The 23,447-nt window shown below is 61.1% G+C and carries 21 protein-coding genes; all 21 read right to left on the bottom strand.

Annotated elements, in window-relative coordinates; genetic code table 11:
* Position 1: 1 nt before the first annotated feature.
* The gene (gene pgaB, locus ACIOVB_RS03020; RefSeq protein WP_401264690.1) at positions 2-1,999 is read right to left on the bottom strand and encodes a poly-beta-1,6-N-acetyl-D-glucosamine N-deacetylase PgaB; all 1,998 of its coding nucleotides are present in this window, start codon (positions 1,997-1,999) and stop codon (positions 2-4) included.
* A gap of 12 nt (positions 2,000-2,011) precedes the next feature.
* On the bottom strand, positions 2,012-4,492 hold the full coding sequence (pgaA, locus tag ACIOVB_RS03015) for a poly-beta-1,6 N-acetyl-D-glucosamine export porin PgaA (RefSeq protein ID WP_401264687.1): 2,481 nt from the start codon (positions 4,490-4,492) through the stop codon (positions 2,012-2,014).
* Positions 4,493-4,744: 252 nt separating this feature from the next.
* Entirely contained in the window at positions 4,745-6,250 is a 1,506-nt protein-coding gene (locus tag ACIOVB_RS03010) for a YdgA family protein (RefSeq protein ID WP_187680301.1), read from the bottom strand.
* Positions 6,251-6,541: 291 nt separating this feature from the next.
* The gene (locus ACIOVB_RS03005; RefSeq protein WP_187680302.1) at positions 6,542-7,177 is read right to left on the bottom strand and encodes an NADH:ubiquinone oxidoreductase subunit N; all 636 of its coding nucleotides are present in this window, start codon (positions 7,175-7,177) and stop codon (positions 6,542-6,544) included.
* A 93-nt stretch (positions 7,178-7,270) separates the two neighbouring features.
* Positions 7,271-8,713: an efflux transporter outer membrane subunit gene (locus ACIOVB_RS03000; protein WP_401264684.1), complete on the bottom strand. Its 1,443-nt coding sequence runs from the start codon at positions 8,711-8,713 to the stop codon at positions 7,271-7,273.
* A complete protein-coding gene (locus tag ACIOVB_RS02995; protein ID WP_401264682.1) occupies positions 8,710-9,597 on the bottom strand; it encodes an efflux RND transporter periplasmic adaptor subunit in 888 nt (295 codons plus the stop codon). The genes ACIOVB_RS03000 and ACIOVB_RS02995 overlap by 4 nt, the downstream gene beginning before the upstream one ends.
* Positions 9,594-9,803, bottom strand: a complete 210-nt coding sequence (locus ACIOVB_RS02990; RefSeq protein ID WP_007917703.1) for a DUF1656 domain-containing protein — start codon at positions 9,801-9,803, stop codon at positions 9,594-9,596. The genes ACIOVB_RS02995 and ACIOVB_RS02990 overlap by 4 nt, the downstream gene beginning before the upstream one ends.
* The gene (locus tag ACIOVB_RS02985) at positions 9,800-11,863 is read right to left on the bottom strand and encodes an FUSC family protein (protein ID WP_401264679.1); all 2,064 of its coding nucleotides are present in this window, start codon (positions 11,861-11,863) and stop codon (positions 9,800-9,802) included. Before ACIOVB_RS02985 ends, ACIOVB_RS02990 begins: the two co-directional genes overlap by 4 nt.
* Positions 11,860-12,288: a MarR family winged helix-turn-helix transcriptional regulator gene (locus ACIOVB_RS02980; protein WP_187680307.1), complete on the bottom strand. Its 429-nt coding sequence runs from the start codon at positions 12,286-12,288 to the stop codon at positions 11,860-11,862. Before ACIOVB_RS02980 ends, ACIOVB_RS02985 begins: the two co-directional genes overlap by 4 nt.
* A 143-nt stretch (positions 12,289-12,431) precedes the next feature.
* Entirely contained in the window at positions 12,432-12,713 is a 282-nt protein-coding gene (locus tag ACIOVB_RS02975; RefSeq protein ID WP_095190381.1) for a type II toxin-antitoxin system RelE/ParE family toxin, read from the bottom strand.
* The gene (locus tag ACIOVB_RS02970; RefSeq protein ID WP_187680309.1) at positions 12,703-12,948 is read right to left on the bottom strand and encodes a type II toxin-antitoxin system Phd/YefM family antitoxin; all 246 of its coding nucleotides are present in this window, start codon (positions 12,946-12,948) and stop codon (positions 12,703-12,705) included. Before ACIOVB_RS02970 ends, ACIOVB_RS02975 begins: the two co-directional genes overlap by 11 nt.
* A 98-nt stretch (positions 12,949-13,046) precedes the next feature.
* Positions 13,047-13,286 carry a DUF2789 domain-containing protein gene (locus ACIOVB_RS02965; protein WP_401264674.1) on the bottom strand — a complete coding sequence of 80 codons (240 nt, stop codon included), beginning with the start codon at positions 13,284-13,286 and terminating at the stop codon, positions 13,047-13,049.
* A 117-nt stretch (positions 13,287-13,403) separates the two neighbouring features.
* On the bottom strand, positions 13,404-13,865 hold the full coding sequence (locus ACIOVB_RS02960) for an aminoacyl-tRNA deacylase (RefSeq protein WP_401264672.1): 462 nt from the start codon (positions 13,863-13,865) through the stop codon (positions 13,404-13,406).
* A 185-nt stretch (positions 13,866-14,050) separates the two neighbouring features.
* Complete coding sequence (locus tag ACIOVB_RS02955) at positions 14,051-15,616, bottom strand: efflux transporter outer membrane subunit (RefSeq protein WP_401264670.1); 1,566 nt, start codon at positions 15,614-15,616, stop codon at positions 14,051-14,053.
* A complete protein-coding gene (locus tag ACIOVB_RS02950; protein WP_401264668.1) occupies positions 15,613-16,683 on the bottom strand; it encodes an HlyD family secretion protein in 1,071 nt (356 codons plus the stop codon). The genes ACIOVB_RS02955 and ACIOVB_RS02950 overlap by 4 nt, the downstream gene beginning before the upstream one ends.
* A gap of 26 nt (positions 16,684-16,709) precedes the next feature.
* Positions 16,710-18,248 carry an MFS transporter gene (locus ACIOVB_RS02945; protein WP_401264665.1) on the bottom strand — a complete coding sequence of 513 codons (1,539 nt, stop codon included), beginning with the start codon at positions 18,246-18,248 and terminating at the stop codon, positions 16,710-16,712.
* A gap of 221 nt (positions 18,249-18,469) precedes the next feature.
* Positions 18,470-19,387: a LysR family transcriptional regulator gene (locus ACIOVB_RS02940; protein ID WP_187680314.1), complete on the bottom strand. Its 918-nt coding sequence runs from the start codon at positions 19,385-19,387 to the stop codon at positions 18,470-18,472.
* A 173-nt stretch (positions 19,388-19,560) separates the two neighbouring features.
* Complete coding sequence (locus ACIOVB_RS02935) at positions 19,561-20,427, bottom strand: ABC transporter permease (protein WP_401264663.1); 867 nt, start codon at positions 20,425-20,427, stop codon at positions 19,561-19,563.
* A 20-nt stretch (positions 20,428-20,447) separates the two neighbouring features.
* Positions 20,448-21,308 (bottom strand): ABC transporter ATP-binding protein, encoded by an 861-nt coding sequence (locus tag ACIOVB_RS02930; protein WP_401264660.1) that lies wholly within the window; start codon positions 21,306-21,308, stop codon positions 20,448-20,450.
* Positions 21,309-21,313: 5 nt separating this feature from the next.
* A complete protein-coding gene (locus ACIOVB_RS02925; RefSeq protein ID WP_007957722.1) occupies positions 21,314-22,339 on the bottom strand; it encodes an ABC transporter substrate-binding protein in 1,026 nt (341 codons plus the stop codon).
* Between the two features lie 18 nt (positions 22,340-22,357).
* A complete protein-coding gene (locus ACIOVB_RS02920) occupies positions 22,358-23,254 on the bottom strand; it encodes a TauD/TfdA dioxygenase family protein (RefSeq protein ID WP_401264657.1) in 897 nt (298 codons plus the stop codon).
* Between the last annotated feature and the right edge of the window lie 193 nt (positions 23,255-23,447).

Here is a 23,447-nt window from a genome sequence, read left to right as displayed (position 1 = left end):
GTTATGGGTTCCATTTATTGGAGAGCGCAGGCCGGACGGTTTTCAGGTCCGGCAGATTGTCGAGGAAGTTGTCCGGGTAGTAACCGAAACTGGTCGCACCCTGGCGCTTGAGACGGCCCATCCAGTCGGCCAGTTGTTTGCCATCGATGTCGGCCTGTTCTTTTTTGGTCCAGTCGCGCGCCTGCAATTCGAACACGGTGCGATTCAGCGCTCCGGGACGCTTTCTGACGGTTTCCACCAACGACTCCAGCCACGGGCCGGACTCTGCCTGGGTCTGTTTTTCCATCAGCGGCATCGCCATCGGCGCCGTCCAGTCGTAGGTCGCGAGGAAGTCGTCGAGGTTCTGTGCGTACCATTCTTCGCTGTGTGGATTGAGCATCGGCTCGGCGAAGATGTTGCGCGCGGTCAGCACCTGCGGGCCGCGAATGGCGCGAACCTTGGCCGTCAGCTCGTTGGTGAAGTCGATCAGGTAGCGGCTCTTGAATCGGGTCCAACGCTGCATGGCAGCCGGGTCATCGCGCAACGCCGCGATCGAGTCCGGCAAGCCGCTGGCCGCATAGGCTTTGAGCGCCGCCGGGCTGGCATCTTCGAAGTCCGAGAGCAACGCGTCGTCGTGGTAGAGAATGCCGTTGACCGAGGTCAGGCGCGCCACGTCTTCGTAGATTTCACCGATGATCCGTCGCACTTCAGGATCGAACGGCGACAAGCGTTGGTACTGATCCGGGTCCACCGAGGTGATGCCGGTTTTCGGGTCCCAACGGGTCACGCGCGGCAGTTTAGAGTCGAGACCAAAACTCAGCACCGGCATCCACGCGAAGACCTTCACGTTAGCGCGGGTACGTAGTTGCCAGGCGACACGGTTAAAAATATCCGCACGCACCGGCAAGTGGCGGTTGGGAAAGTACAGCGAATGCACCAGGCCATCGCCCTTGGGATCGGCGAAGGCTTGCAGGAACACCGTGTTGGCGCCCAAGTCAGCGATGCGCTGCACCAGTTTGCCGAGGTTGATGTCCTGCTGCGCCGGATCCGGGTCGTAGACGTTGTCCAGATCGACATGCACCACGCGCATGACGAAATCCGACTGCACGTCGACGATACTGTTGGCGAAACGCGCGCCGTCAGGATCCGAGGCGACGAGAAAGCGCGGGCTGCTCATCAGGTTGTCGAGGGCGTCGAGACCGTCTTCGAGGGTCAGGGCCATTTCGTAGCCTTCCTCGCCCACCACGGTCAGCGAAGTACCATCCGCCGCGCCGTATGGCCAGACCCACACGCGCGGTTTCTTACCGGTGACTTTGCGAATTTTTTCCGAAATGTTGTTCACGTCAGTGCGGATCCGCGCCTGGAAATCGGCCTCGGATTCATAGCGTTTGGTCACTGGGTCATAACGCCGGGTGGCCGCCGCAGGCTGCAGGTTGCCCTGCGGGTTGGCCAAAATACCTTTGTGGTTGGCGTCGGTGTGGGCAGCGATTTCCACCAGCCCGGAGCGTGAGATTTCGCGAATTTGATCCCAGGTCAGAAAGTCGGAACGCGGGCGCGGAGCACCGGCGAAATCCACTGGCTGGTTCAGCGGCGTGTCGATCCAGCTGCCGACTGGCGCCAGCAGCGCGTGCCAGTTGTAGGCACGCAGCACCGGCAACACGCGGGTGTAGAAGCTTGAGTAACCGTCGTCAAAACTGAGCAGGATCGCCTTCGCTGGCAGTTCCGGCCCGCCCTTGCGTGCGGCCATAATCTGATCGACCGTCACCGGTTTGTAGCCGTTTTCCCGCAGCCACGCGAGCTGCTCGATCAGGCGCTCGGTACGCACCGCCACCACAGCCTGATCGGGGTCGCGATCTTCGACATCGTGATAGGCGATGCCCAACACATGATTTTTCGGCCACGGTTTTTCACTGGCCGCCACCGGACGCTCGGATGGCGGGGTGAATGCAGGGGCTTGTTGGGCGCAAGCGCTGGCCAGCAGCACCCCCAGCAAAAGGATGAAACGCGAAATCAAAGGCATCTTCAAACTCTTCTAGAAGCGGAAAGTGAGGTCGACGAGCAGACGCAGATCGGTCTCCCGATCACCGTCGTAGGGCCGGTTGATCACACTGAACAAACCGCCCACCTCGAACACGTCGTTCCAGGCATAACGTTGGCCGTAACCGATCAGCGCCATGCCGCCAGTGCCGTGATCACGCTGGCTGTACGTCCCCGCGCCGGCCTGGAACTGCTGGCTCCAAGAGGTTTCGTAGCGGTGATAGAGCACGTGATTGACGTTGACCAGTGGCATGACGCTGAAGTCCGACTTCGGATTGAAGTACGGCACGTCATCGGATTTGGAGTTGTGGCTGGTGCCGACTTCCAGTCCCGCATCGACCTGCACGTTCGGCGCGCTGTAGACGCCCTCGCGTCCGGTGAGCAAGGCTTCGACACGGTTGTTGCCGTCGCTGAAGTGCGACGGGCTCACCGACAGCCGCCACTCGCGGCTTTCGTTGGCGCGCCAGCGAATGAAACCGCTGCCGCCATTGGCCTTGATGTCGCTGTTGAGCGCGCGCAACGGCGTCTCGGCCGACAGGTATTCGAGACTGCCGCCGTACTGCCAGTGGTCATTGATGTCGCGGGCGATCGCCAGACGTGCGCCCTGTTTGTCGCCGAAGCCGTAGGAATGGTTGGAGACTTCGGCTTCGAGAGTCATGTCGCGGGTGCGACGTTCCAGACCGACGCGCTGGAAACGGTGGTGGCCGGTGCCTTCGGCGAAGTCGCCAGTGGCATAACCGGCGCCGGCGAACACGCGCCAGTCTTCATCGATGGGCGGACTGTACAGGGTGGTCTGAATACCGAAATCGCGACTCCCGCTGACCGCTCCGGCGTCGCCACTGCCACCGCCGTTGGCCTTGCCGCCGTAGGCTTCGACGCGCAGTTCGGACATGTCGTGGACTTCACGCTCGCGCGCCGCGCGCTGAACCTGACGGTTGTCCGGATATCGCGCCACCACGTCGTCGGTGAGTGCATCCATCTGCCGCCATTCCTGCAACGTCATGGCTGTGCGCGCTTGAGCGACTTCCAGGCCCATGTCGCGCGGCACCATGCTCTCGGTTTCCTTGAGCTGATTCTCGGCGCGGCGCGGCCAGTTGCGAGCCAGGTACAGATCGGCCTGTGCCAGACGCAGGCCGGTGTTGCCCGGCGCCTGTTCGACCAGCGTCTGTAAACGCTCCTCCCCGTGTGGCAGGTCGGAACCGTAGGTGCCGGCCTGTGCCGCGAGTTGTTGGGCGTCCATCCACTCATCGTTGGGATTGCCGATGGGGAGGCCTTTGAGTTCGGTGCGCGGGCGCTGGGACTTGGCTGCATCCTCGGCGACTTTGCGCGCTTCGTCGGCGCGGTCGCTTTCAAGCAGCGAGTAATACAGCGCTGTTGTGTCTTCCAGACGATCGCTGGCATCGGCGTCCGGAGCTGCCAGCACCTGACGGTAGAGGTCGGTGGCGAGTTCCGGCTGACGTTGATCGAGATAAGACGCCGCCACCCAACGCAGGGCGTAAGTCGGGATCTTCACGCCTTCGGCTTGCAGCTTCTGATATTCAGTGATGACATCGCCGGTGCGCGCCCGGGCCTTGAGTGCGCCCATGCGGTCGATGCGCCAGCGGATCACGTCATCGTGAGCGGTGGTGTCCGGGGTCCAGGTGGCGAGCAATTTGTCGTAGTCGGCCAATGCGCGGTCGGCGATCACATAGCGTTCTTGTTCGCTGCGGGTAGCCAGTTCGGCGAGGCGCACGCGCTCGGCAGCCAGATCGCCTTCGAGGCGGCGCAGGGTGACCGGATCGATCAGGCCCGGACGCTGATTGGCCAGACGCAGGGCTGGCTCCGGCAGACGCGCCTTTTGCAGCGCAACCACGTATTCGCGGGCGACTTCAGGTTTGCTGCCGGCGCGGATAAAGGCCTGATCGTATTCGAACAGGGCGTCGTACTGCTTGCCGGCACGGCTCAGCGCGTAGCCGAGCGCCAAACGACGGGAAGGATCGTCGGGTTTGGCCGCCACCAGCGCTTTGGCGCGGGTGACCGCTTCGTCGGGTTTGCCAGCGTCAGCCTGCGTCAGAGCCAGTCCCAGTTGCAGGTCTGCGTTATCCGGCTCCAGCGCCAGCGCCTTGTTGTAAACCTGAGTCGCCTGATCCCAACGTTTGAGGTTGCGATAGGCACGAGCGGTGGTGGTCAGCGCCTGAACCGGCAGCACACGGTCACGGCCCTGGGTTTCATAAACCTTGACCACTTCGGCGTCGAGTCCGGCCCAACTGGCGATTTGCAGGTGATCGCTGATCTGCCCGGTGGTCGCCTGACCCGGCGGCACCTGGCGCAGCACATTCAGCGCAGGCGTGGTTTGCCCGGCACGGGCATCCCGCACCATCTGATCGTAGGGCGTGTCGGCAAACGCCAAGGCCGGCCAGAGCAATTGGCTGCACAGCGCGACTCGAAACAAAGGGCGTAAACCACGATGTAATACAGGACCATCAATACGCGGCATTCGTCAGCATCCTTACATGGCCAGCCGGGTCGTAATGCCCTCCTTGCCCATTCGTAACGGGGCCGAGCCAGGAACGCTCAGCCAAGCTTAGTCAGGCAGTTTGCATGCAAGCGAGGACCGAAATTCAGAACACAATAATTGTTCAGAATCGGCCGGCGGCTCGGCCGCGACACCGAAAAGCCGAACGCCAGACAGCAAAACGCCCGGCGCCTGTGGGTACAGAGGCCGGGCGTTTCTATTAAGAGCGCAGTATTACTGCACTTGCGTGACGCCCGCGAACTTGCTCATCAGGAAGCCGACGAACTGCTCGACGGTCATCTTCTGGCCGTTGAATTCCACCTGATTGGCGGCGTAATGCAGCTTGGTCACGACGTTGGTGCCCTCTACGATCGCCAACTGCGAGCCGACGGCCATCCCGGAGAACATGTCGGCCGCGCCGGTAGCCCCATCGACGATGGCTTTGGCATCAGTCTGACCATCGAGTTGCGCCTGCACGCTGAGCAGATCAATCAGCATCGGCTTGGACACGGTGATATTGAGATCAAGCAACGCGATCAGCTGTTTGCCCAGTTGATCCGGCGGCAGATCCATCGATTGCGGCTTGGTCAGGTCGATCACCAGATTCGCGCGGCTCTCACCGTTGGCGGTTTTCAGCGACAGATTCTCCAGCGCCACTTGCGGGCCAGCGGCCAGCAGTTTTTGCAGATCGGCTTTGACCTGCGCCGACTCGGCTTCGGTCAGGTTCAGCTCCGGTGCCGGCAGGCCGGCTGCCGTGGCTTCGGCGGCGGCTTTTTCGTATGGCTGCAGTTTGGTCTGGTAGATCTGCATCAGCGACATCGTCGACGGGATGTCGAGGTTTTTCAGGCTCATGGCCATGCTGGCCGAGCCGATTTTCTTGTCGTTGAGCGTTACTTCACCCACCGTGTAGTCAGCACGGCCGGACGCATTGCTGCCGTTTTCTTCGGTGAGGTTCTTCATTTCGAAGTTCTTCACGCCGAGCACCGATTGCTTGGTGCCGAAGGTGGTTTTGCTGTTGGACAGCTCCAGGGTGTTGTTGCCGGTGTAGTAGCCGTAGCTGCTCTTGGTGAGGTTGCTCGCCAGGGTCAGACCGTTGAGTTCGATCTGCACCGGCGCCTGATCTTCAGCCACAGTCACCAGTTTCAGGCTGTCCATGTAGCCGTCAGCCTTGACCTTCTGTGCCTGGGCGCTGGCGGAGATGTTCAGGGTCAGGCCGGAAAACTTCAGGCTCGACTGCTCATCCAGCGCGGTTTCCAGTGGCAGCAGGTCGACGGTGCTGGTGGTGGACTCGTCGTAGCCGATGTTGGTTACGCCTTTGAGCGGGGCAGCGCCCTTGGTGGCGGCGAACCATTTTTCGGTGGCCGGATTCTTTTCCAGCTGGTAGTTGCTGGTGGCCATGACCGGCAGCCATTTCAGCGACACCAGACGCGAGAACGGCAGCGGGCCGTGCTCGATGTGGTCGACGAACAGCAGCTCGACCGGCGCATCGCCAAACATCTCGCCTTCACCCTTGAGGCGATAGTGCGCGGTGCTGGTGAAGGTGTGGCGCTCCAGCGACACCAGCTCCAGCGACGCGGTGCCGTTGGAACCGGCCATGGCGGTTTGCAGTTCTTTGTTGGCGTTAGAGACGGCGTTGTTCAATACGCCTTCGATCTTGGTCCCGGTGTACCAGGCCCCGCCTGCGCTGATCGCGCCGATGGCAACAACAATTCCGAGTAGCACGCCTGCTGATTTATTCATGAATGACCTGATCGATTTCCGTGGCTGAAAGTGTGGTCGTCTTCCCTGAACCCGTGACCGGGTTGCGGCTCGACTCCGCTTAAATTAACGGTGGAGATTAGCACTGGGCGCGGGAGACGGCTCAATGTTTAAAGGTGAAAGAGTGTCTATGGGGAGTGTGGACAGTCGACAGGCCGGGAGAGTTTCAGTGTTTTTCAGTCCGCCTTCGCGAGCAGGCTCGCTCCCACAAGGACAATACTGTACCTGTGGGAGTGAGCCTGCTCGCGATGAGACCAGTCGATTCAGCGGAAATCAGGAGTACTGAACCTCGATCTCATCGAGTTGATGATCAAAGCTCTTCAGCCGCGCCGTCCAGGTATACACCAGCACTTCAAAATCCCGATCGATCACCGCCCCGCCCGGCCCATCGGCGCGCGGGTCGCAGAAATCCAGTTGATAGCGTTCGCGGGCCATGGCCGTGGCGACGTCGGACAATTCCCGGGCATTGTTCAGCCAGTGCCAACCTTCGCTGTCGATCTGCTTGTCGAGTTCCAGACACTGTTTCTTCAGTGCCTCGAGGCTTTTTTCCAGCGGCGTGCCGGTGAGTTCGCCCATGACTTCGGCGAAAGTCCGGCCGGGCTGCCAGTAGCTGCCCCAGAAATATCGGTCGAACACGGTTTCGACCTTGCGCAGGGCAACTTTGGTGTCCCAGATCAGCACCAGGGTCTTGCCCTGTTCAAGTTGTCGCTTCTTCACCCGCTGAACCTGGAGCGATGCCCAAGCCACCACCACGATTGCCATGACCGCAATCAGCGCGACGGCGCTGTCGAGGAAAACCATGGCCTTGTCGATCTGGTGGGCCAGCATGATGCCGTAAAAATAGGTGGCCGAGAGCAGCACCAACGCTACGAGGGCGCACCAGAAGCCGAGAGCGTAAGGGTTTTTCATTATTGGTTTCCCCTAGACCAGCGCTAGCAATGTGCGCTGAAGGGGCGCTTTGCACGGGGCGCCCCTTCAACACTTCAAAGCATAGCTATGGCCTCAGGGTTTGCTCGGGCTTGAAGCTTGCGTTCGTCCGCTTTCCCAGCCGCCGCCCAAAGCGAGGAACAAATCGATCTGGCTCATGGCGACTTGCGTGTTGGCGGCGGCCAGTTGCGCCGTGACATCGGTGTAGGTGCGGGTTGCTTGCAGGTCGGCGAGGAACGACTCGCGCCCGGCCTGGAAGAAGCGGTGCGTCTGGTCTGCGGCGAGTTTCGCCGACTGCTCGGCGTCGGCCAGGGCATCGCGGCGTTGCAGTAACGCGCTGTACTGGGCCAGACCGGTCTGTGTTTCGCGAATGGCGTTGAGCACCACGCCGTCGAAATGCGCCAGTGCGCCTTGGGTCGACGCTTCAGCTTCGCGGATTCGCGCGCGGGCGCCGTTGGTCGGGACTTTCCAGCTCAGCGAGGGGCCGAAACCCCAGCGGTTGGTCGATGGATCACCCAAGTCGTCAATAAGACCGACGGTGCCGATGGTCGCGCCGATGCTGATGTCTGGATACAGCTCGCCGGTGGCGACGCCGATGCCCGCAGTCGAAGCGGCCAGTCGACGTTCGGCCTGGCGAATATCCGGGCGACGCTTGAGCAACGCGGCGCCGTCACCGACCGGCACCAGTTGGGCGATTTTCGGCAACTCGGCGCAGGTCGCCGTGCCGGCAGGCAACTGATCGACCGGTTTGGCCAGCAGCATCGACAGGCGAAACAGCCCGGCCTGACGCGCCGCTTCATAGCGCGGCAGCTCGGCGCGCAGGGATTTGAATTGGGTTTGCGAGCGAGTGACCTGGGTTTCATCACCACGCCCGGCGTCACGCAAGCGCTGAGTCAGCGTGGTGCTTTGCGATTGCAGGTCGAGGGAATGTTGGGCAATTTCCCGTTCTTCATTAGCCGCGCAAACCTGGGTGTAGGCGCGAACTACGTCGGCCACCAAGGTGATGCGTGCAGTGTCAGCCGCCGCTTGAGTCGCATCGGCGTTAGCCTTCGCGCCTTCGATACCGCGTTGCAGAGTGCCCCACAGATCGAACTGATAAGAAGCGCTGATGCCAATATCGCCGACGTTGTCGACCGGGACTTTTTCCGGCAGCAAAAACGCCTGACCGGATTCCTGCAAACGCTGGGCACCCATCTTCACGCCGGCGCTCCAGCCACCGGCCGCCTCGGCCTCATCGACTTGCGCGCGAGCCCGCGCAAGGTTCGCTGCCGCCACGCGCAGATCAGTGTTGGAGGCCATGGCCTGCTGCACCAGTTGATCCAGTCGCGGATCCTTGTACAACCGCCACCAGTCCGCCGGAACCGGCGCCGACACCACCGGTTTGCCCGCAACGGCCAGTTCGCCCTGAAAGTCCTTGCGCTGAATCGCCGCGTCATCGGGCACCTGATAGTCCGGCCCGACCATCTGACAGGCCGAGAGCATCACACCCAACCCGGCGATCATCAGGGCCTTGTTCATTGCGCGGGCTCCTGCTTTTGATCGTCGATGATCGAGACGGTGGCGGTACGCCCGGCAATCATGCGGAAGTCCGCCGGCACATCATCAAAGGCAATGCGCACCGGAATCCGCTGCGCCAGCCGCACCCAACTGAACGCCGGGTTGACGTTGGGCAACAGGTTGCTGCCGCTGGTGCGGTCGCGGTCCTCGATGCCGGCGACGATGCTTTCGACATGCCCGCGCAGCTTGGCGCGATCGCCGACCACGCGGATATCCACCGACTGGCCGACATGAATGCCGTCGAGTTTGGTTTCTTCAAAATAGCCGTCGATGTGGAAGGAATTGCTGTCGACCACCGACAACACCGGGCGCCCGGCGGTGACAAATTCCTGCGTACGCGGCGCGCGGTCGTTGACGTAACCGTCCACCGGGCTGCGGATCACCGAGCGATCAAGGTTGAGTTGGGCGCTGTCCACCGTGACCATGGCTTCGGCCAATGCCGATTGTGCGCGAGCCACTTTCGATTGGCTTTCTTCCAACTGTTCGGCCGGCACCAGATTGCCCAGGCCACGGTTACGCTTGGCTTCACGCTGGGCCTGCGCCAGGGTTTCTTCGCGATCGGCAACGGCGGCTTTGGCCTGACGCAGGGCCAGTTTGAACCGGTCCTGGTCGATGCTGAACAGCACCTGGCCACGCTTGATCAACTGGTTGTCCTTCACCTCGACCTGCTGGATCAGCCCGGACACGTCCGGCGCGATCTGGATGATGTCGGCACGGATGTGGCCGTCACGGGTCCACGGGGCGAACATGTAATACATCACCATGCGCCAGACGAGGACAACGGCAAAAGTCACGATCAGCAGGGTGAGTACCACGCGACCGATAGTCAAAAACGGTTTTTTCATGTCATCAGGTATCGACTGAGTGAGTCCACGCCGTACAGCAGCACGGCGTAGAGCGCCACGTTGAACAATGCCCGGTGCCAGACCAGACGGTAAAAGTGCACGCGCGTAAGCACGGCATGCACCAACAAAAACAGCACATAAGTGATGCCCATCAACACCAGCAGGGTCGGCAGGAAAATGCCGCTGATGTCCAGATCACCGATCATAGGGGCGCTCCATCGGGCAGCGGTTCTTCGGGCTCGGCGCTGGAAACGAATTCGACGCCGGGCAGCAACGCCAGACGCAAACCGCTCAAGGCGTGCAACAGATGTAGTCGGGTTTCTTCGTCGCCATGGCCATTGAGCGCGCGGCGGGTGCGATCCAGAGTCATCAGCAAACCGCTCGGCGCCGGCAGGCGTTCACCGGCCTTGAGGCAGGCGCGAAAATACTCGCCGACTTCGGCGACCACTTGCTGCAACAGCGTCTTCGGCACGCCGTTCACGCGAGGGGTATAGGCGAGCAAATCAAGCAGGTTCAGGCCCACGCGCACTTCGCGCATGGCGATGCCGGTGTCCTGGCCGGTCAGGGCCAGACGCGGAAGATGCTGCATCAGGCGATCGAGCAGTTGCACGCCCAATTGCCGGTGTTCGGCCAGATTCGCCGGTTCGGTCATGTCGACGATGTCTTTCCAACTGAACCGGGTCAGGCGCTTGGCCGCCAGCTCGGCGCCGAACGGACGCGCCACCAGCGTCCAGATAAACGCGAACAACAGGCCGATCGGCCCAGCCAGGTTGGAGTTCACGAAGGCGAAGAAGTCCGCGTCATACGCGCCCTGAATACTGATGAACGACGAGGTGTTGACCAGCGTCAGGAGCATGCCGAGGTAGAAACGCGGCTGCACCGTCAGGGTGCCGACGCAGATGAACGGGATGGCAAACGCCAATACCAGCATCGGGAAGTCATGCAGGTTCGGCAGAATCAGAAACAGATAGAGACTGGCGAACAGCACCGACATGCCCGTCCAGAAAAAGAACCGGTAAATCTGCGGCGCCGGGTCATCCATCGAGGCGAAGAAGCTGCACGCGACCGCCGCCAGAATCACCGCACTGCCGCCGTCCGGCCAGCCGAGCAGAATCCACAGCACCGAGGCGACGATGATCGCCAGAATGGTCGAGGCCACCGAGTACATCATCAACCCACGGTCGAGAAACGGCGTCAGCCGACCAAGACGCCAGTGGCGATACACCGCGCGCCAGCTGTCCTGCCGCTCGCAGAGAATCGCGTCCTGCAAACTGCGGCAGTCTTGCCACAGATCGATGAATTCGCCGAGACGGTACAAGGCGTTGGAGAACAACAATTGCTTGCGATCCTCCAGCGCTTGCGCACTCGGTTGCAGGGCTTCGAGTTGGTCTTTCAGCGCTTGCCAGCGGTCGAGATCGGCATCCTGATGGCTGAGCCATTCACGGGTCGCGGCCAGCAGCGGCGCGAATTTTGCCACCAGTTCCGGCGTGCGCCGTTCGAGGGCGTAGAGCGAATCTTCCAGCGCATCGATCACTGGCAGCAGATGAATCATCCGTCCGCGCAACTCCTTGGTGTTACGCACGGTTTGCGGCCGAGAGCCTTCGTGGGGCAATTGGCCGATCATCAATTCGAGGCTGTTGAAACTGGCGACCATGGCCATGCGCAGCGCGGTGACTTCTTCGGGCTGCACATCACGGCTGAGAAACTTCAGGCTGTAAGTCGAAGCGTCGGCGAACCACTTGCTCACGGCATCGTTGAACACCGGCGCCAGGCGACGCGGCCAGAACATCGCACCGACCACGGCGGCGACGGCGATGCCGAGGAAAATCTCTTCGGTGCGCGCTTCTGCGACGTCCCACACCGCCAGCGGGTTATCCACCACCGGTAAGGCGATCAGCGGCAAGGTATATCCGGCGAGCATCAACGCGTAACTGTTGGCAGTGCGCAGATGCAGGGACAGGAACAGCAGAATCCCCGTCCACAACGCGATCACCACCACCAACACATAAGGGCTCTGCACAAACATCGGCACGAAAAAAACCGCCGCTGCAGCACCGAGAAAAGTGCCGACGGCGCGGTACAACGCTTTGGAGCTGGTCGGCCCGAGAAACGGGCTGGAGACGATGTACACCGTGGCCATCGCCCAATACGGACGCGGCATTTGCATAAGCATGGCGATGTACAGCGCAAGCATCGACGCTGCAAAAGTGCGGATCCCGTAAAACCAGTCCCGGGCCGGCGGAATGCCAGTGAAAAAACCGTTCAAGAATTAACCACCAACGGCGGATTGGCCGCCTCAAAAGCTCTGAGTACCCGAAGCGTAGCCTCCAGATCGCTCTGATCGATCCCTTCGAGCACTTCGTGACGCAAGCGCACCAGTTCGATTTCCACCGCCTGCACCAGTTCACGGCCGGTATCGGTCAGGCTCAGACATTTGGCGCGCCGATCCTGCGCATCTTCAGTGCGGCAGACATACCCGGCATGGCACAACTGATCGAGCAAACGCACCAGCGACGGACTCTCCATCCCGGCCGCCTGCGCCACCTGCACCTGACGCACGCCCTCACCCAACCGGCCGATCATCAACAACGGCACGGCGCAGGCTTCGGAGATTCCGTAATTGACCAGCGTGGTCTGGCAGATCTTCCGCCAATGCCTGGCGGCCACCACCATGGCACTGCTGATGTTCATCTGGAGAGCGTCGAGGGTATCGGGCACGAGAAAATGCACACTGTTAGTTTGCTAACTATCAATATCGCATTGGAGGGGAAATTCAGTCAAGTTTTGAAACAAATTGGCTGTTCGCCGAAAGGAAGGGACACGCCAGGGTGTACTCAGCGCTTTTTTGCATTCGCGTACACGCTGCTGCGCTCGCGTTTTCCTACCGCGACTACAGAAACGACGACTCGCACATCGATTACTTGATAGACCAATCTGTAGCCAGAGGCCTTGAGTTTGATTTTGTAACAGTCCGGCATGCCATGGAGTGCATCCGCTGACACTCTCGGTAGCGCCAATCTTTCCGCGAGCTTTTTCTTGAATTGATCCCGGAGCGTGTGACCCAGCTTGTTCCACTCTTTATGAGCAGATGGCAGAAATTCGAGCTTATAGGTCATCCAGGCTTACCGAAATGGGCGTTTCATGGCTGCGCGAACGCACGATTTCAGCCAGCTCCAAATCATCAAGCCGCTCCATCATTGCCTCGTAAACATCGGCTGGCACCATGTAGCCCATGACGCGGTTGTGGTTCAGAACGGCCACAGCCCCACCCTGTGCGCCGCTTAAAACAGCAGATGGGTTTTTCTTCAACTCGGAAACACTGACAGCCATATCGGCCAGAACATTTTGCATAATAAAAGACCTCAATTGAGGTCGTGATATTGGTCCATTTTTTGATCATAGACAACCGCAAAACGATCAGGCTAAAAGTGCTCGCCATTCAGTTAGTCCTACCGCCCCTTACGCAACAACACATCCAACTGATCCACCACCTCCGCCCAATCGGCATCATCCAGAATCTCGTCGCGCAAAAAACCTGCCTGACTCTTGCTCCAGAAAAACGCATCCGCCAGGTGCAGTTCGGGTTTGAGTGGGGAGTGTGTGGCGATGAATTGCTCGATGCCGGTGGGGTCGTTGTCCAGGCCGAGTTGTTTGAATAGCGATGGGAGGCTGTGGGTTGGGTTTTCCATGGATGAACTCCTTCAGACACGTGGGGCCTGGAAAATGATTCGCGAGCAGGCTCTCTCCCACAGATTGAACGCAATCCCCCTGTGGGAGCGAGCCTGCTCGCGAAGGCGGCAGCGAAACTAATGACTCAACTCCCGCACCTCAGCATGCGGCACCATTTTCAGAAACTCCGGCATGCTCATGTGCAGCAGATAGGCGTGGTTGCCGGCTTCCAGATAAATATCCTTCTGCCTCGTCAGCAGCGGGTCGATGACCATGTCCAACCCGTAGGAATCCCCCAGCGGCGGCACCGCGCCGCGTTCGCAGTCGTCGAAGATGTGCGCCAGGTTGCTCTCGCGGGTGATCTGCCATTCGCCGCCACTGCGCACCTTGGTCAAATCAAGATGACTGCTGGCCGGCAGCACGGCCATCAGGTAATGCCCGTGGTGGTCGTCGAGGATCACCGATTTCGCCACGCGCTCGGCGGGCACCCCGGAAACCCTTGCGGTTTCGAGGCTGCTGGACGAGTGCCGGTGGGCGACGATGTCATATTCGCAATGCGCCCGGGTCAGGCTGCTTTGCACCTTTTTGGCCATACGCATGATGCACCTCGGTGTTGCGCTGAACGCTGTTGCCGTGTCTTTGAGTCTAGTTCGGCACACCGCTGGCGCAGGGAAATCCGCCCACTGGACACCTGCGCACATTACTCAAATTTCAGGCCGATCGAGTTACTCAAAGGAATGACGGATTTGTCGGGTAAATCCTGACGACCTCAACCACGCGGCGATTACTTCACGACATCCGGTAACGTTGCGGCCATTTCTGCTGCCGGATACACCGACTCCCATCCCCCACCCAACGCCCGGTACAACCCGACCATCGCCAGCGAAACCCCGGTAGAGCTTTCCACCCACTGCTCCTGAGTCGCGAGCAACGCGCTCTGCACGGTGAGCACGTTGACGAAATCGACCACGCCTTCGACGTATTGCTGTTGCGCGGTGCGCAGGGCGATCTGGTTCTGGCGCACGGCTTCGGCGAGGCTGTCGCGGCGACGCTGGCTGGCGTTGTAGGCGGTCAGTTGATCGTCGATCTCGTGCCAGGCGCGCAGTACGGTTTGCTGGTAGCCGATGGCCGCTTCCTGTTGCTGGGCTTCGCGCAGGTGCAACATGCCGCGCAGGCGGCCGCCGTCGAACAGCGGCAGGCTGAATTGCGGGCCGATGCCGAACGCGCGCGAGCCCCACGAACCGAAGTCACTCAACTGCATCGCTTGCGAGCCGAGGTTGCCGGACAGGGTGATGCGCGGATAGAAATCGCCCTTGGCCACGCCGATGTTGGCGGTGGCCGCATGCAGCCTCGCTTCGGCCTGACGGATGTCCGGACGGCGCTCGGCCAGTTGCGACGGCAAGCCGATGGCGACCGTGAGCGGCGACTGCGGCACCGCCGCGTCTGTGGATAACGCCTTGGCCAGGGCTTGCGGCGGCTCGCCCATCAATAAGCTGATGGCGTTGATCAGTTGCGATTGACGCTGTTCCAGCGCCGGCAGGCGCGATTCGATGGCCGCAACTTGCGCGGCGGCTTCGGCGACGTCTAGATCCGTCGCCACGCCATCATTCAGACGCAGTTGTGAGAGCTTCAGACTGTGACGGGCAACGTCGAGGTTTTGCTCGGTGACGGCGCGGGTGTTCTGCACGCCGCGCAACTGAATGTAGTTCTGCGCAGTGTCGGCGAGGACGGCGAGCACCACACCGCGACGGTCGTTTTCGGCGACTTCGAGGTTGGCATCGGCAGCTTCGGTTTCGCGGCGCACGCGGCCCCAGACATCCAGCTCCCACGAGGCCGAGAAACCGGCGTCCCACAGATTGAACGCGGAATCGCCGTTGTGCCCGGACGGATCGTTCAAGCCCTCGCCACTGTTGCGTTTGCGTGCGTAACTGCCGGTAGCAGCGGTGCTCGGGTAACGATCAGCGGTGATTACCTGACGCGCGGCGCGGCTTTGTTGCAGGCGGCTGCTGGCCAGTTGCAGGTCGAGGTTGCTGCGCACGGCACGTTGAGTAAGGGCCGAGAGTTGTGGGTCGTTGAAGACTTCCCACCAGCGTTCGTTCAGCGGTTCGCTGACGGCTCGGCTGGGGGCGGATTTGGCGGGTTTTGCCCAGTCGGCGATTTGCGTGGCTTCAGGCTTTTGGAAGTCAGGGCCGACGGTGCAGGCGCTGAGACTTACCGCGAGCAGGGCACCCAAAGCGAGTTGCTGCCAGCGGCCTCTTCGCGAGCAGGCTCGCTCCCACATTTTGGAATGCGTTTCTCCTGTGGGAGCGAGCCTGCTCGCGAAGGCGTCAGTTCGTTCAAAGAAGCTCATCGCTGAGTCACCTCACGCGCCGACGTCGCCGAAGTGCGGGTATCAATACTCGCCTCGACCGACATCCCCACCCGCAACCGCTCGGCCAGTGGCTGCCCAGGCTCCAGCACAATCTTCACCGGAATCCGCTGCACCACTTTGGTGAAGTTGCCGGTGGCGTTATCCGGTTTCACCGCCGCGAAGGTCACGCCGGTCGCTGGCGCAATACTCTCGACGCGGCCGCTCAGTGCCTCGCCGCCGAGGCTATCGACGCGCACCTGCACTTGCTGGCCCGGTTGCACGTCCGTCAATTGCGTCTCCTGAAAGTTGGCAACCACATAGGCCTGCTGCAACGGCACCACCGCCAGCAGCTTGCTGCCCGGCGTCACATAGGCGCCAACGCGCACGGCACGCTCGCCGACCATGCCGTCCTGCGGCGCGGTGATGCGCGTGTAGGAGAGTTCGAAACTGGCGATTTCCAGCGCCGCCTGTGCATGCTTCAACGTACCTTCAGCGGCATTACGCTGGGCGGTGAGGATTTCCACCTGCTTGCGCTCGGCCGCCAGTTTCGCGCTCGCCGTGTCCAGCCGCGCGGAGGCCTGATCGATACGCGTACGGGCCTGCTGCGCGTTCTGTACTGTACCGGCACCCACGCCGGCGAGGTGGTTGTAGCGATTCAGTTCCTGCTGGGCAAACGCCATTTCAGCCTTGGCCGAGACCACCGAGGCCTGCGCCTGAGCGATCACCGAGGTCTGGCGTTCGAGCGTGGCTTTGGCGTTCTGCAACTGCGCGCGCGCGACCAGGGTTTGCGCATCCGCGGCCTCAGCGGCGGCACGTAAATCACGATCATCGATCAACGCCAGCAACTGCCCGGCCTGTACCCGTTGGTTGTCTTCTACCAACACTTCCTTGATGAAACCGGCCACGCGCGGCACCACTAAAGTGAAATCAGCGGAGACGAAAGCGTCGTTGGTATTTTGCTGGGTACGTTTGCCAAAAAGGCCGGGCACCGCCAGATACAACAGCACGCCCACTGCCAGCGCAGCGGCGACGGCCACCGCGAGTTTTTGCTTTGCTTGAGTCGTCATAAAAACCTTCATTTTCAGTACAGCAATCAGGTGGGCGCGCGTGGCGGGAAGATCCGCGTCGGCAGCCAGAAAATCAGCAGGATCAGCGCCACTGCAACGCCGGCCATGCACACATAGAGATCAGAAGAAGTCAGCACCACGGCCTGTTCGTGCAGACGATGGGCAAGGCCCGGATCGCTGCGGTCGGCCAACGGTGAGTTGCCGAGGCTGTCGACCAGCATGGTCGAGTGAAAATGCAGACGCGCCGTGGTCAGCGCCTCGAGCACCCCAGTGGCGACCACCGCCGCCAGACCTTTCACGGTGTTGAACCAGGCCGAGGCAAACGGCCCGTCCGTTGGCTGGATGCTGCCGGTGGAGAGCATCAACAGCGGCAGTACCGACATCGGTTGACCGAAGATCTGCAGCCATTGCAGGACGTAGAAGTTGTCGCGAATCCATTCCGAGGTCAGCAGCGAGCCGCCCAAACAGGATGCCGTCAGCATGCTTAAACCGATGCCAAGCACCCAGCGGCAATCGACCCAGCGCAGGTTGCACAGCGCCGCCACCAGCGGCAGCGCGATCAACTGCGGCAACGCCGCGATCAGCATGATCGGCGCGGTCTGCACCGGGCGATAACCCTGCACTTGCGCCAGGTAGCTCGACGGAATCAACACCACCGCTTGCAGCACCACCAACACGCCGGCCAGGGTCATCAGCGCGAACGCCAGGTTACGGATGCCGAGCATCTGCAACTTGAAAAACGGAATCGGCTGCGACCACTCGTTGATCAGGAACGCCACCAGCAGCAGCGACCCCGAGCCGAGCAGTGCACAGATCAGATCCGACTCGAACCAGTCCAGCCGATTGCCCTGCAACAGGCCGATCACCAGCATGCAGATCGCCGGAAAACCCAGCAGCAGGCCTTTCCAGTTGAACGTCTTGAGGCGCTCCAGCCGCAGCGGGTCCTGCGGGATACCGTAACCGACCATGACCATGGCGATCAGGCACGGCACGATGATTTGCCAGAACGTCCATTGCCAGCCGACGTATTCGGTCCACAACCCCGCCAGCGGCGTGCCAAGGCCGGGGCCGAAGGTGGCCGTCAGCGCGTAACCGGCCAGGCCATAAAGTTTGAAGTTCGGCGGCAGGAAGCGCAGGGCAACGGTCATCAGCATCGGCGGCAACGCGCCGCCAGCCAGACCTTGCAGGGTGCGCATCAGCAGCAGGCTTTCGTAGTTCGGGGCAAAGGGGCACAGCACGCCGAGCAGGGTGAACAGGCTGATCGCGCAGAGGGTGAAGCGGCGCAGCGAGAACGTCACCGAGCACCACGGCGCGAACGCCATGGCAGCGACCGAGGTGGCGGTGTAACTGGCGACGAGCCAGGTGCCTTCGTCGTAACCAATGTTCAGCGCGCCGCGAATGTCGGCCAGGGCGACCTTGGTCACCATCTCGTTGAGGCCCGACACCAGCACCGCGACCAGCACGCCGACCAGGCCGATGATGATCCGCGCCCCGAATGCCGGTGGCGCGGCCGCCGTCGCCGGGCTGGTCGCGGCCATTGGCGCCGGGACCGTCAGGGATGTCATGAATGCAAACTCCGGAGGGAAAAATACCGGAGCATCTTAGTCGGGCTTAGTGCTGACGAAAATTGACTTATTGGCAGGATATAAGTGTGTCAAACACAACGATTAACCCTGTAAGAGTGAGCCTGCTCGCGATGGCATCGTTTCAGTCGATATCTACGTTGACTGATACACCGCTATCGCGAGCAGGCTCACTCCTACAGGGGTTTGTGTCGATTGTGGGATTAGGGTTGCGCGGCGAGCCAGGTCTCATCGCAGCAAGTCTTGAGGGTTTCACGCAACCAACGGTGCGCCGGGTCCTTGTCGAAGCGCGGGTGCCAGGCCTGAGTCAGCATCAGGGTCGGCAACGGAATCGGCAGGTTGAAGGAGCGCAGCTTCAAGCCCAACCGCCGCACGCTCAACAACGCTTCCTTGGGCACCGGCAGGATCAGGTCGGAATCCGGCAGAGCAAACATCGCCGCATGAAAACTCGGCGCAATCACTGCCACTCGCCGCTCCAGCCCAAGCGCATTCAGAGCCGTATCGATCGGCCCACGCGCAATGCCACGCCGCGACATGCTGATGTGGGAGAAACCGGCGTAACGCTCGGCAGTGATTTCGCCGTCGAGCAGCGGATGATCCTCGCGCACCAAGCCGACGAAATGCGTGGAAAACAGGTTCTGCACTTTTACTTCCGGGGTCACCGGGCGGGTGTTGCTGACGCTCAGGTCGATCCGGCCTTCTCGCAGCGCTTCATCGTCGCCATCACCTTCCGGGACGAAGCGCAGTTCACAGTGCGGCGCCTGCTGGTCGAGGGTGTCGAACAGTTTGCCGCCGTACACGCCGATGAAAAAGTCATTGGCGCGAATGCTGAAGCGCCGACGCAAACTGCCCAGTTCCACAGTGTCCGCCGAACGGAACAACAGCGCGGCCTGCTCGACCACATCACGCACCTGTTCACGCAACTCCAATGCTTTGGGTGTCGGCACCAGGCCCCGGCCGGCGCGCACCAGAATCGGATCGCCGATGGCTTCGCGAATGCGCGTCAGGGTTCGGCTCATGGCTGCCGGGCTGAGGTTCATTCGCCGCGCGGCGCCCACCACGCTGCCCTCGTCGAGCAAGGCGTCGAGGGCGACCAGAAGGTTCATGTCCGGGAGTTGCATGCTGAGCACTCATGGCTGATCTTGATTGATCTGCGCGCAATGCTAGCAAACATTCAGCTAATGAGGCGGTGGCCGGACCGACGCTTTCGCGAGCAGCCTCGCTCCCACATGGGAATGCATTTCAAATGTGGGAGCGAGCCTGCTCGCGAAGGGGCCGGTCGGAGCGCGACAAATCAGCGCTGCATCCCCCACCGTTTGACGGTCACCCGCTCCAGCGTGTCGAACACCAGATTCTCCACCAGCAACCCGATCAGGATCACCACCGCCAACCCGGCAAACACTTTGTCGGTATACAGCTCATTGCGATTCTGAAAGATGTACCAGCCCAACCCGCCCTTGCCACTGGTCGCACCGAACACCAACTCAGCGGCGATCAACGTACGCCAGGCAAACGCCCAGCCAATCTTCAGCCCGGCGAGAATCGACGGCAGCGCTGCGGGAATCAGGATAAACAGCACAAAACGCATGCCCTTGAGCCCATAGTTGCGCCCGGCCATGCGCAGGGTTTCCGAAACACCGAGAAAACCCGCGTAAGTGTTCAGCGCCAGCGCCCACAACACCGAATGCACCAGCACAAAAATAAGGCTGTTCTGCCCCAGCCCAAACCACAGCAAGGCCAGCGGCAGAAGGGCAATCGCCGGCAGCGGATTGAACATCGAGGTCAACGTGCTCAACAGATCGCGACCAAACTGCGTCGACACCGCCAACGTGGTCAGGGCAAACGCCAGGACAATGCCAATCAGATACCCCTTGAGCAGCACCACCAGCGATATCCACACCTTGCCCAGCAATTCGCCGCTGAGCAGGCCGTCGTAAAGCGCATGGCTGGTCTGCACAAAACTGGGCAGCAGCAGATCGTTGTCCTGCACCCGGGCGACGATTTCCCACAGCACCGCGAGCAAAATCAGGATCAGGCTTTTACGCAGCCAGCCCTGTTGCCACAAGCGTTGGCCGATAGGTAATTCGCGCTCGACCGGTACGCTGGTCAGCGGCTGCAGCACGGTTTCGAATTCATGTCTTACAGATGATGATTGGCTCATCGGGCAATCCTCCAGGCCGCTCAATACGCGATGCGAATGTCGTTGAAGTCGTGGTCGAGCTCGGTTTCCGGCGACTGGCCTTCATCGAACAACAGCCGATGAATGCGCCGTGCCGACTCCTGAAACGCCACACCGCCAAGGCTTTGCAGGTTGTATTGATGGCTATGGACTTCCGCCCTCACCCGCCCCGGATGCGGCGACAGCAACAGGATGCGATTGCCGACCACCAGCGCCTCTTCAATCGAGTGCGTAACGAACAACAGGGTGAAGCGCACTTCCTCCCAGAGCAGCAGCAATTCTTCCTGCATCTTGCGTCGGGTCAGCGCATCGAGTGCGGCAAACGGCTCGTCCATCAGCAGGATTTTTGGCTGCATCGCCAGCGCCCGGGCAATCGCCACCCGCGCCTTCATGCCGCCGGAAAGCGTGTGCGGATAGGCGTCGGCGAACGCCACCAGACCGACCTTTTCCAGATAGTGCAGTGCACGTTCTTCGGCTTGTTTTTTCTTCAGCGTGCGCGAAGCGAGCAGTGGAAACATCACATTCTGTTTGACGGTTTTCCACGGCGGCAGTTGATCGAATTCCTGAAACACCACGATCCGGTCAGGCCCCGGCGCATCAACGCGCTGGCCTTGCAGGCGGATCTCGCCCTCGCAAGGCTGGATGAACCCGGCGACGGCTTTGAGCAAGGTGGATTTACCGCAGCCGGACGGGCCGAGCAGCACGAAGCGATCCTGTTGATCGACTTCAAAACTGATCTGGTGAGTCGCTCGGACGACGCGTTGCGGCGTGCGGTATTCCAGGCTGACCTGGTCGACCGCCAACAGCGCTTGCGCCGTGGCGACCGGGTTGCTGGCCGCGTGGCCTTGCAAAGGGGCATTCATCCTGGTCAGCTCCCTTGCAGCGGTTTGGCGTCCTGGAAGAAGTAGTCCTTCCACGATTCAGGCTTGTTCTTGATCGCGCCGACGCGGTAGAGGAATTCGGCCAGTGGGTAGGTATTTTTCGGCGTGACGCTGAATTCGAACTGCGGGTTGTCGATGATTTTCAGCAAGGCGGCGCGGTCGATCTTGGCTTTGGTCACGCGGATGTAAGTGTCGGCCGCCGCGCCTTTATCGTTCTGGGCGAATTGCGCAGCTTCGGTCAGCGCTTCGACGAAGGCTTTGTAAGTCTTCGGGTTCTCGTTGCGGAATTTCTCGGTGGCGAACAGCACCGTAGGCGAGTTCGGGCCGAGCACGTCGTAGGAATTGAGCACGACATGCACGTTGGGGTTTTCCAGCGCCTGATCCTGGAACGGCGGGTTGGAGAAATGCCCGGTCAGCTCGGTGCCGCCGGCAATCAGTGCAGCGGTGGCGTCCGGGTGCGGAACGGCGATGGTGTATTTGTCGAGACGATTGAATTCTTTGTCGCCCCACTGCTTGGCTGCCGCGTATTGCAGGAAGCGCGACTGCACGGAGACGCCCACCGCCGGTACCGCAATGCGATCCTTCTCGGTGAAATCAGCAATGGTCTTGACCTTGGGATTGTTGCTCACCAAGTAGTACGGAAAGTTGCCCAGCGAGGCCACGGCTTTGACGTTCTGCTTGCCGTGGGTGCGATCCCAGATGGTCAGCAGCGGGCCGACGCCAGCGCCGGCAATGTCGATGGAGCCGGAGAGCAGCGCGTCGTTGACCGCCGCGCCACCGGACAACTGCGTCCAGTCGACCTTGATGTCGAGGCCTTCCTGCTTGCCGTACTTCTCGATCAGGCCCTGATCGCGCACCACGTTGAGCAATAAATAGACGATGCCGAACTGCTCGGCGATGCGGATTTCACCTTCGGCGTGAGCCACGGTCGGCGCCACCAGGCTGCCGGCAATCAGACTGAAACCGAGGCCGATGGCCGCGGCCAGCGGCGCAAATGGAAGACGTTTGGACATGATCGAATCTCCGGCAAATCAGAAAGGCGCGTCGCCCTGAATGGTCGTGCGATACAGCTTGCGGCGCAGGTGCGCAGGGCAACCGGCGGCGAGATGGATCAGGGAACGGTTGTCCCAGAACACCATGTCGTGGGGCTGCCATTGGTGGCGGTAGATGTTTTGCGGCAGCACGCTGTGGGCGTAGAGCTCGGCGAGCAGTTGTTTGCTCTCGTCGTGCGGCAGGCCAACGATGCGTGTGGTGAAGCCTTCACTGACGAACAACGCCTTGCGGCCGTTTTCCGGATGGGTGCGGACGATCGGATGGACCACTTCCGCGACCTGAGCCAGTTGCTCCGGGGTCAGAGTCGGGCGCCAGTTGCCTTCGAATTTGGTTTCGCTGTAACGCGCGGTGTAGGAGTGCGCAGCCGAGCGGCCCTCCACCGCTTTGCGCAGCGCCTCGGGCAGGCTGTCCCAGGCTTTGTGCATGTCGGCAAACAAAGTGTCGCCACCCTCCGACGGCAACTCCTGCGCGTGCAACATCGAGCCGAGGCTCGGCAGCTCTTTATAGGAAAGGTCGGAGTGCCAGAACTTGCCGGCATCGCCCAGACCGATGTTCTGGCCGTTCTCGACGATGTTGGAAACGATGAGGATTTCCGGGTGGTTGGCCAGCAGGAACTGCTTGAGCACGTGGATCTGCAACACGCCGAAGCGGCGGCTGAAGTCGATCTGCTGTTGTGGGGTGATGCGCTGCTCGCGGAACACCACGACGTGGTGATCGAGGTGCGCGCGGTGAATGCGCGAGAAGTCCTGGTCGTTGACCGGACGGGTCAGGTCGAGGCCGATGATCTCGGCGCCGACGGCACCGCTGAACGGGCGAATTTCGAAGGTTTGCGGCGCGGCGGTCGCGGCGCTTGGGGTGGCAGTAGCTGCGGACATCTTTCAATCTCCCACGCACGGCGCGCTCATGGGCGCGCGCGTCGATCAGAAACTCACGCTGGATTGCGTGTTGGTTCAGGTCGTGCGGCGCGCCGATTGGTCGGCAGGTACGCAGGGGAGTGACTTTATAGCTATAAGAATTGGAAATTAAATACCGTTAGCGAATAACGATATGGCGAATGGTGAGGAATGG

It is taken from the genome of Pseudomonas sp. NPDC087639 (assembly GCF_044743385.1).
Taxonomy (GTDB): domain Bacteria; phylum Pseudomonadota; class Gammaproteobacteria; order Pseudomonadales; family Pseudomonadaceae; genus Aquipseudomonas.
The sequence above is the reverse complement of the archived record's forward strand: the minus strand, read 5'-3'. Positions and strand labels throughout refer to the sequence as shown.

Excerpts from the sequence above, each read along its gene's own strand:
- pgaB (WP_401264690.1), bottom strand. The coding sequence starts at position 1,999 with ATGCCTTTGATTTCGCGTTTCATCCTTTTGCTGGGGGTGCTGCTGGCC.
- pgaA (WP_401264687.1), bottom strand. The coding sequence starts at position 4,492 with ATGCCGCGTATTGATGGTCCTGTATTACATCGTGGTTTACGCCCTTTG.
- ACIOVB_RS03010 (WP_187680301.1), bottom strand. The coding sequence starts at position 6,250 with ATGAATAAATCAGCAGGCGTGCTACTCGGAATTGTTGTTGCCATCGGC.
- ACIOVB_RS03005 (WP_187680302.1), bottom strand. The coding sequence starts at position 7,177 with ATGAAAAACCCTTACGCTCTCGGCTTCTGGTGCGCCCTCGTAGCGTTG.
- ACIOVB_RS03000 (WP_401264684.1), bottom strand. The coding sequence starts at position 8,713 with ATGAACAAGGCCCTGATGATCGCCGGGTTGGGTGTGATGCTCTCGGCC.
- ACIOVB_RS02995 (WP_401264682.1), bottom strand. The coding sequence starts at position 9,597 with ATGAAAAAACCGTTTTTGACTATCGGTCGCGTGGTACTCACCCTGCTG.
- ACIOVB_RS02990 (WP_007917703.1), bottom strand. The coding sequence starts at position 9,803 with ATGATCGGTGATCTGGACATCAGCGGCATTTTCCTGCCGACCCTGCTG.
- ACIOVB_RS02980 (WP_187680307.1), bottom strand. The coding sequence starts at position 12,288 with ATGAACATCAGCAGTGCCATGGTGGTGGCCGCCAGGCATTGGCGGAAG.
- ACIOVB_RS02975 (WP_095190381.1), bottom strand. The coding sequence starts at position 12,713 with ATGACCTATAAGCTCGAATTTCTGCCATCTGCTCATAAAGAGTGGAAC.
- ACIOVB_RS02970 (WP_187680309.1), bottom strand. The coding sequence starts at position 12,948 with ATGCAAAATGTTCTGGCCGATATGGCTGTCAGTGTTTCCGAGTTGAAG.
- ACIOVB_RS02965 (WP_401264674.1), bottom strand. The coding sequence starts at position 13,286 with ATGGAAAACCCAACCCACAGCCTCCCATCGCTATTCAAACAACTCGGC.
- ACIOVB_RS02960 (WP_401264672.1), bottom strand. The coding sequence starts at position 13,865 with ATGCGTATGGCCAAAAAGGTGCAAAGCAGCCTGACCCGGGCGCATTGC.
- ACIOVB_RS02955 (WP_401264670.1), bottom strand. The coding sequence starts at position 15,616 with ATGAGCTTCTTTGAACGAACTGACGCCTTCGCGAGCAGGCTCGCTCCC.
- ACIOVB_RS02950 (WP_401264668.1), bottom strand. The coding sequence starts at position 16,683 with ATGACGACTCAAGCAAAGCAAAAACTCGCGGTGGCCGTCGCCGCTGCG.
- ACIOVB_RS02945 (WP_401264665.1), bottom strand. The coding sequence starts at position 18,248 with ATGACATCCCTGACGGTCCCGGCGCCAATGGCCGCGACCAGCCCGGCG.
- ACIOVB_RS02940 (WP_187680314.1), bottom strand. The coding sequence starts at position 19,387 with ATGCAACTCCCGGACATGAACCTTCTGGTCGCCCTCGACGCCTTGCTC.
- ACIOVB_RS02935 (WP_401264663.1), bottom strand. The coding sequence starts at position 20,427 with ATGAGCCAATCATCATCTGTAAGACATGAATTCGAAACCGTGCTGCAG.
- ACIOVB_RS02930 (WP_401264660.1), bottom strand. The coding sequence starts at position 21,308 with ATGAATGCCCCTTTGCAAGGCCACGCGGCCAGCAACCCGGTCGCCACG.
- ACIOVB_RS02925 (WP_007957722.1), bottom strand. The coding sequence starts at position 22,339 with ATGTCCAAACGTCTTCCATTTGCGCCGCTGGCCGCGGCCATCGGCCTC.
- ACIOVB_RS02920 (WP_401264657.1), bottom strand. The coding sequence starts at position 23,254 with ATGTCCGCAGCTACTGCCACCCCAAGCGCCGCGACCGCCGCGCCGCAA.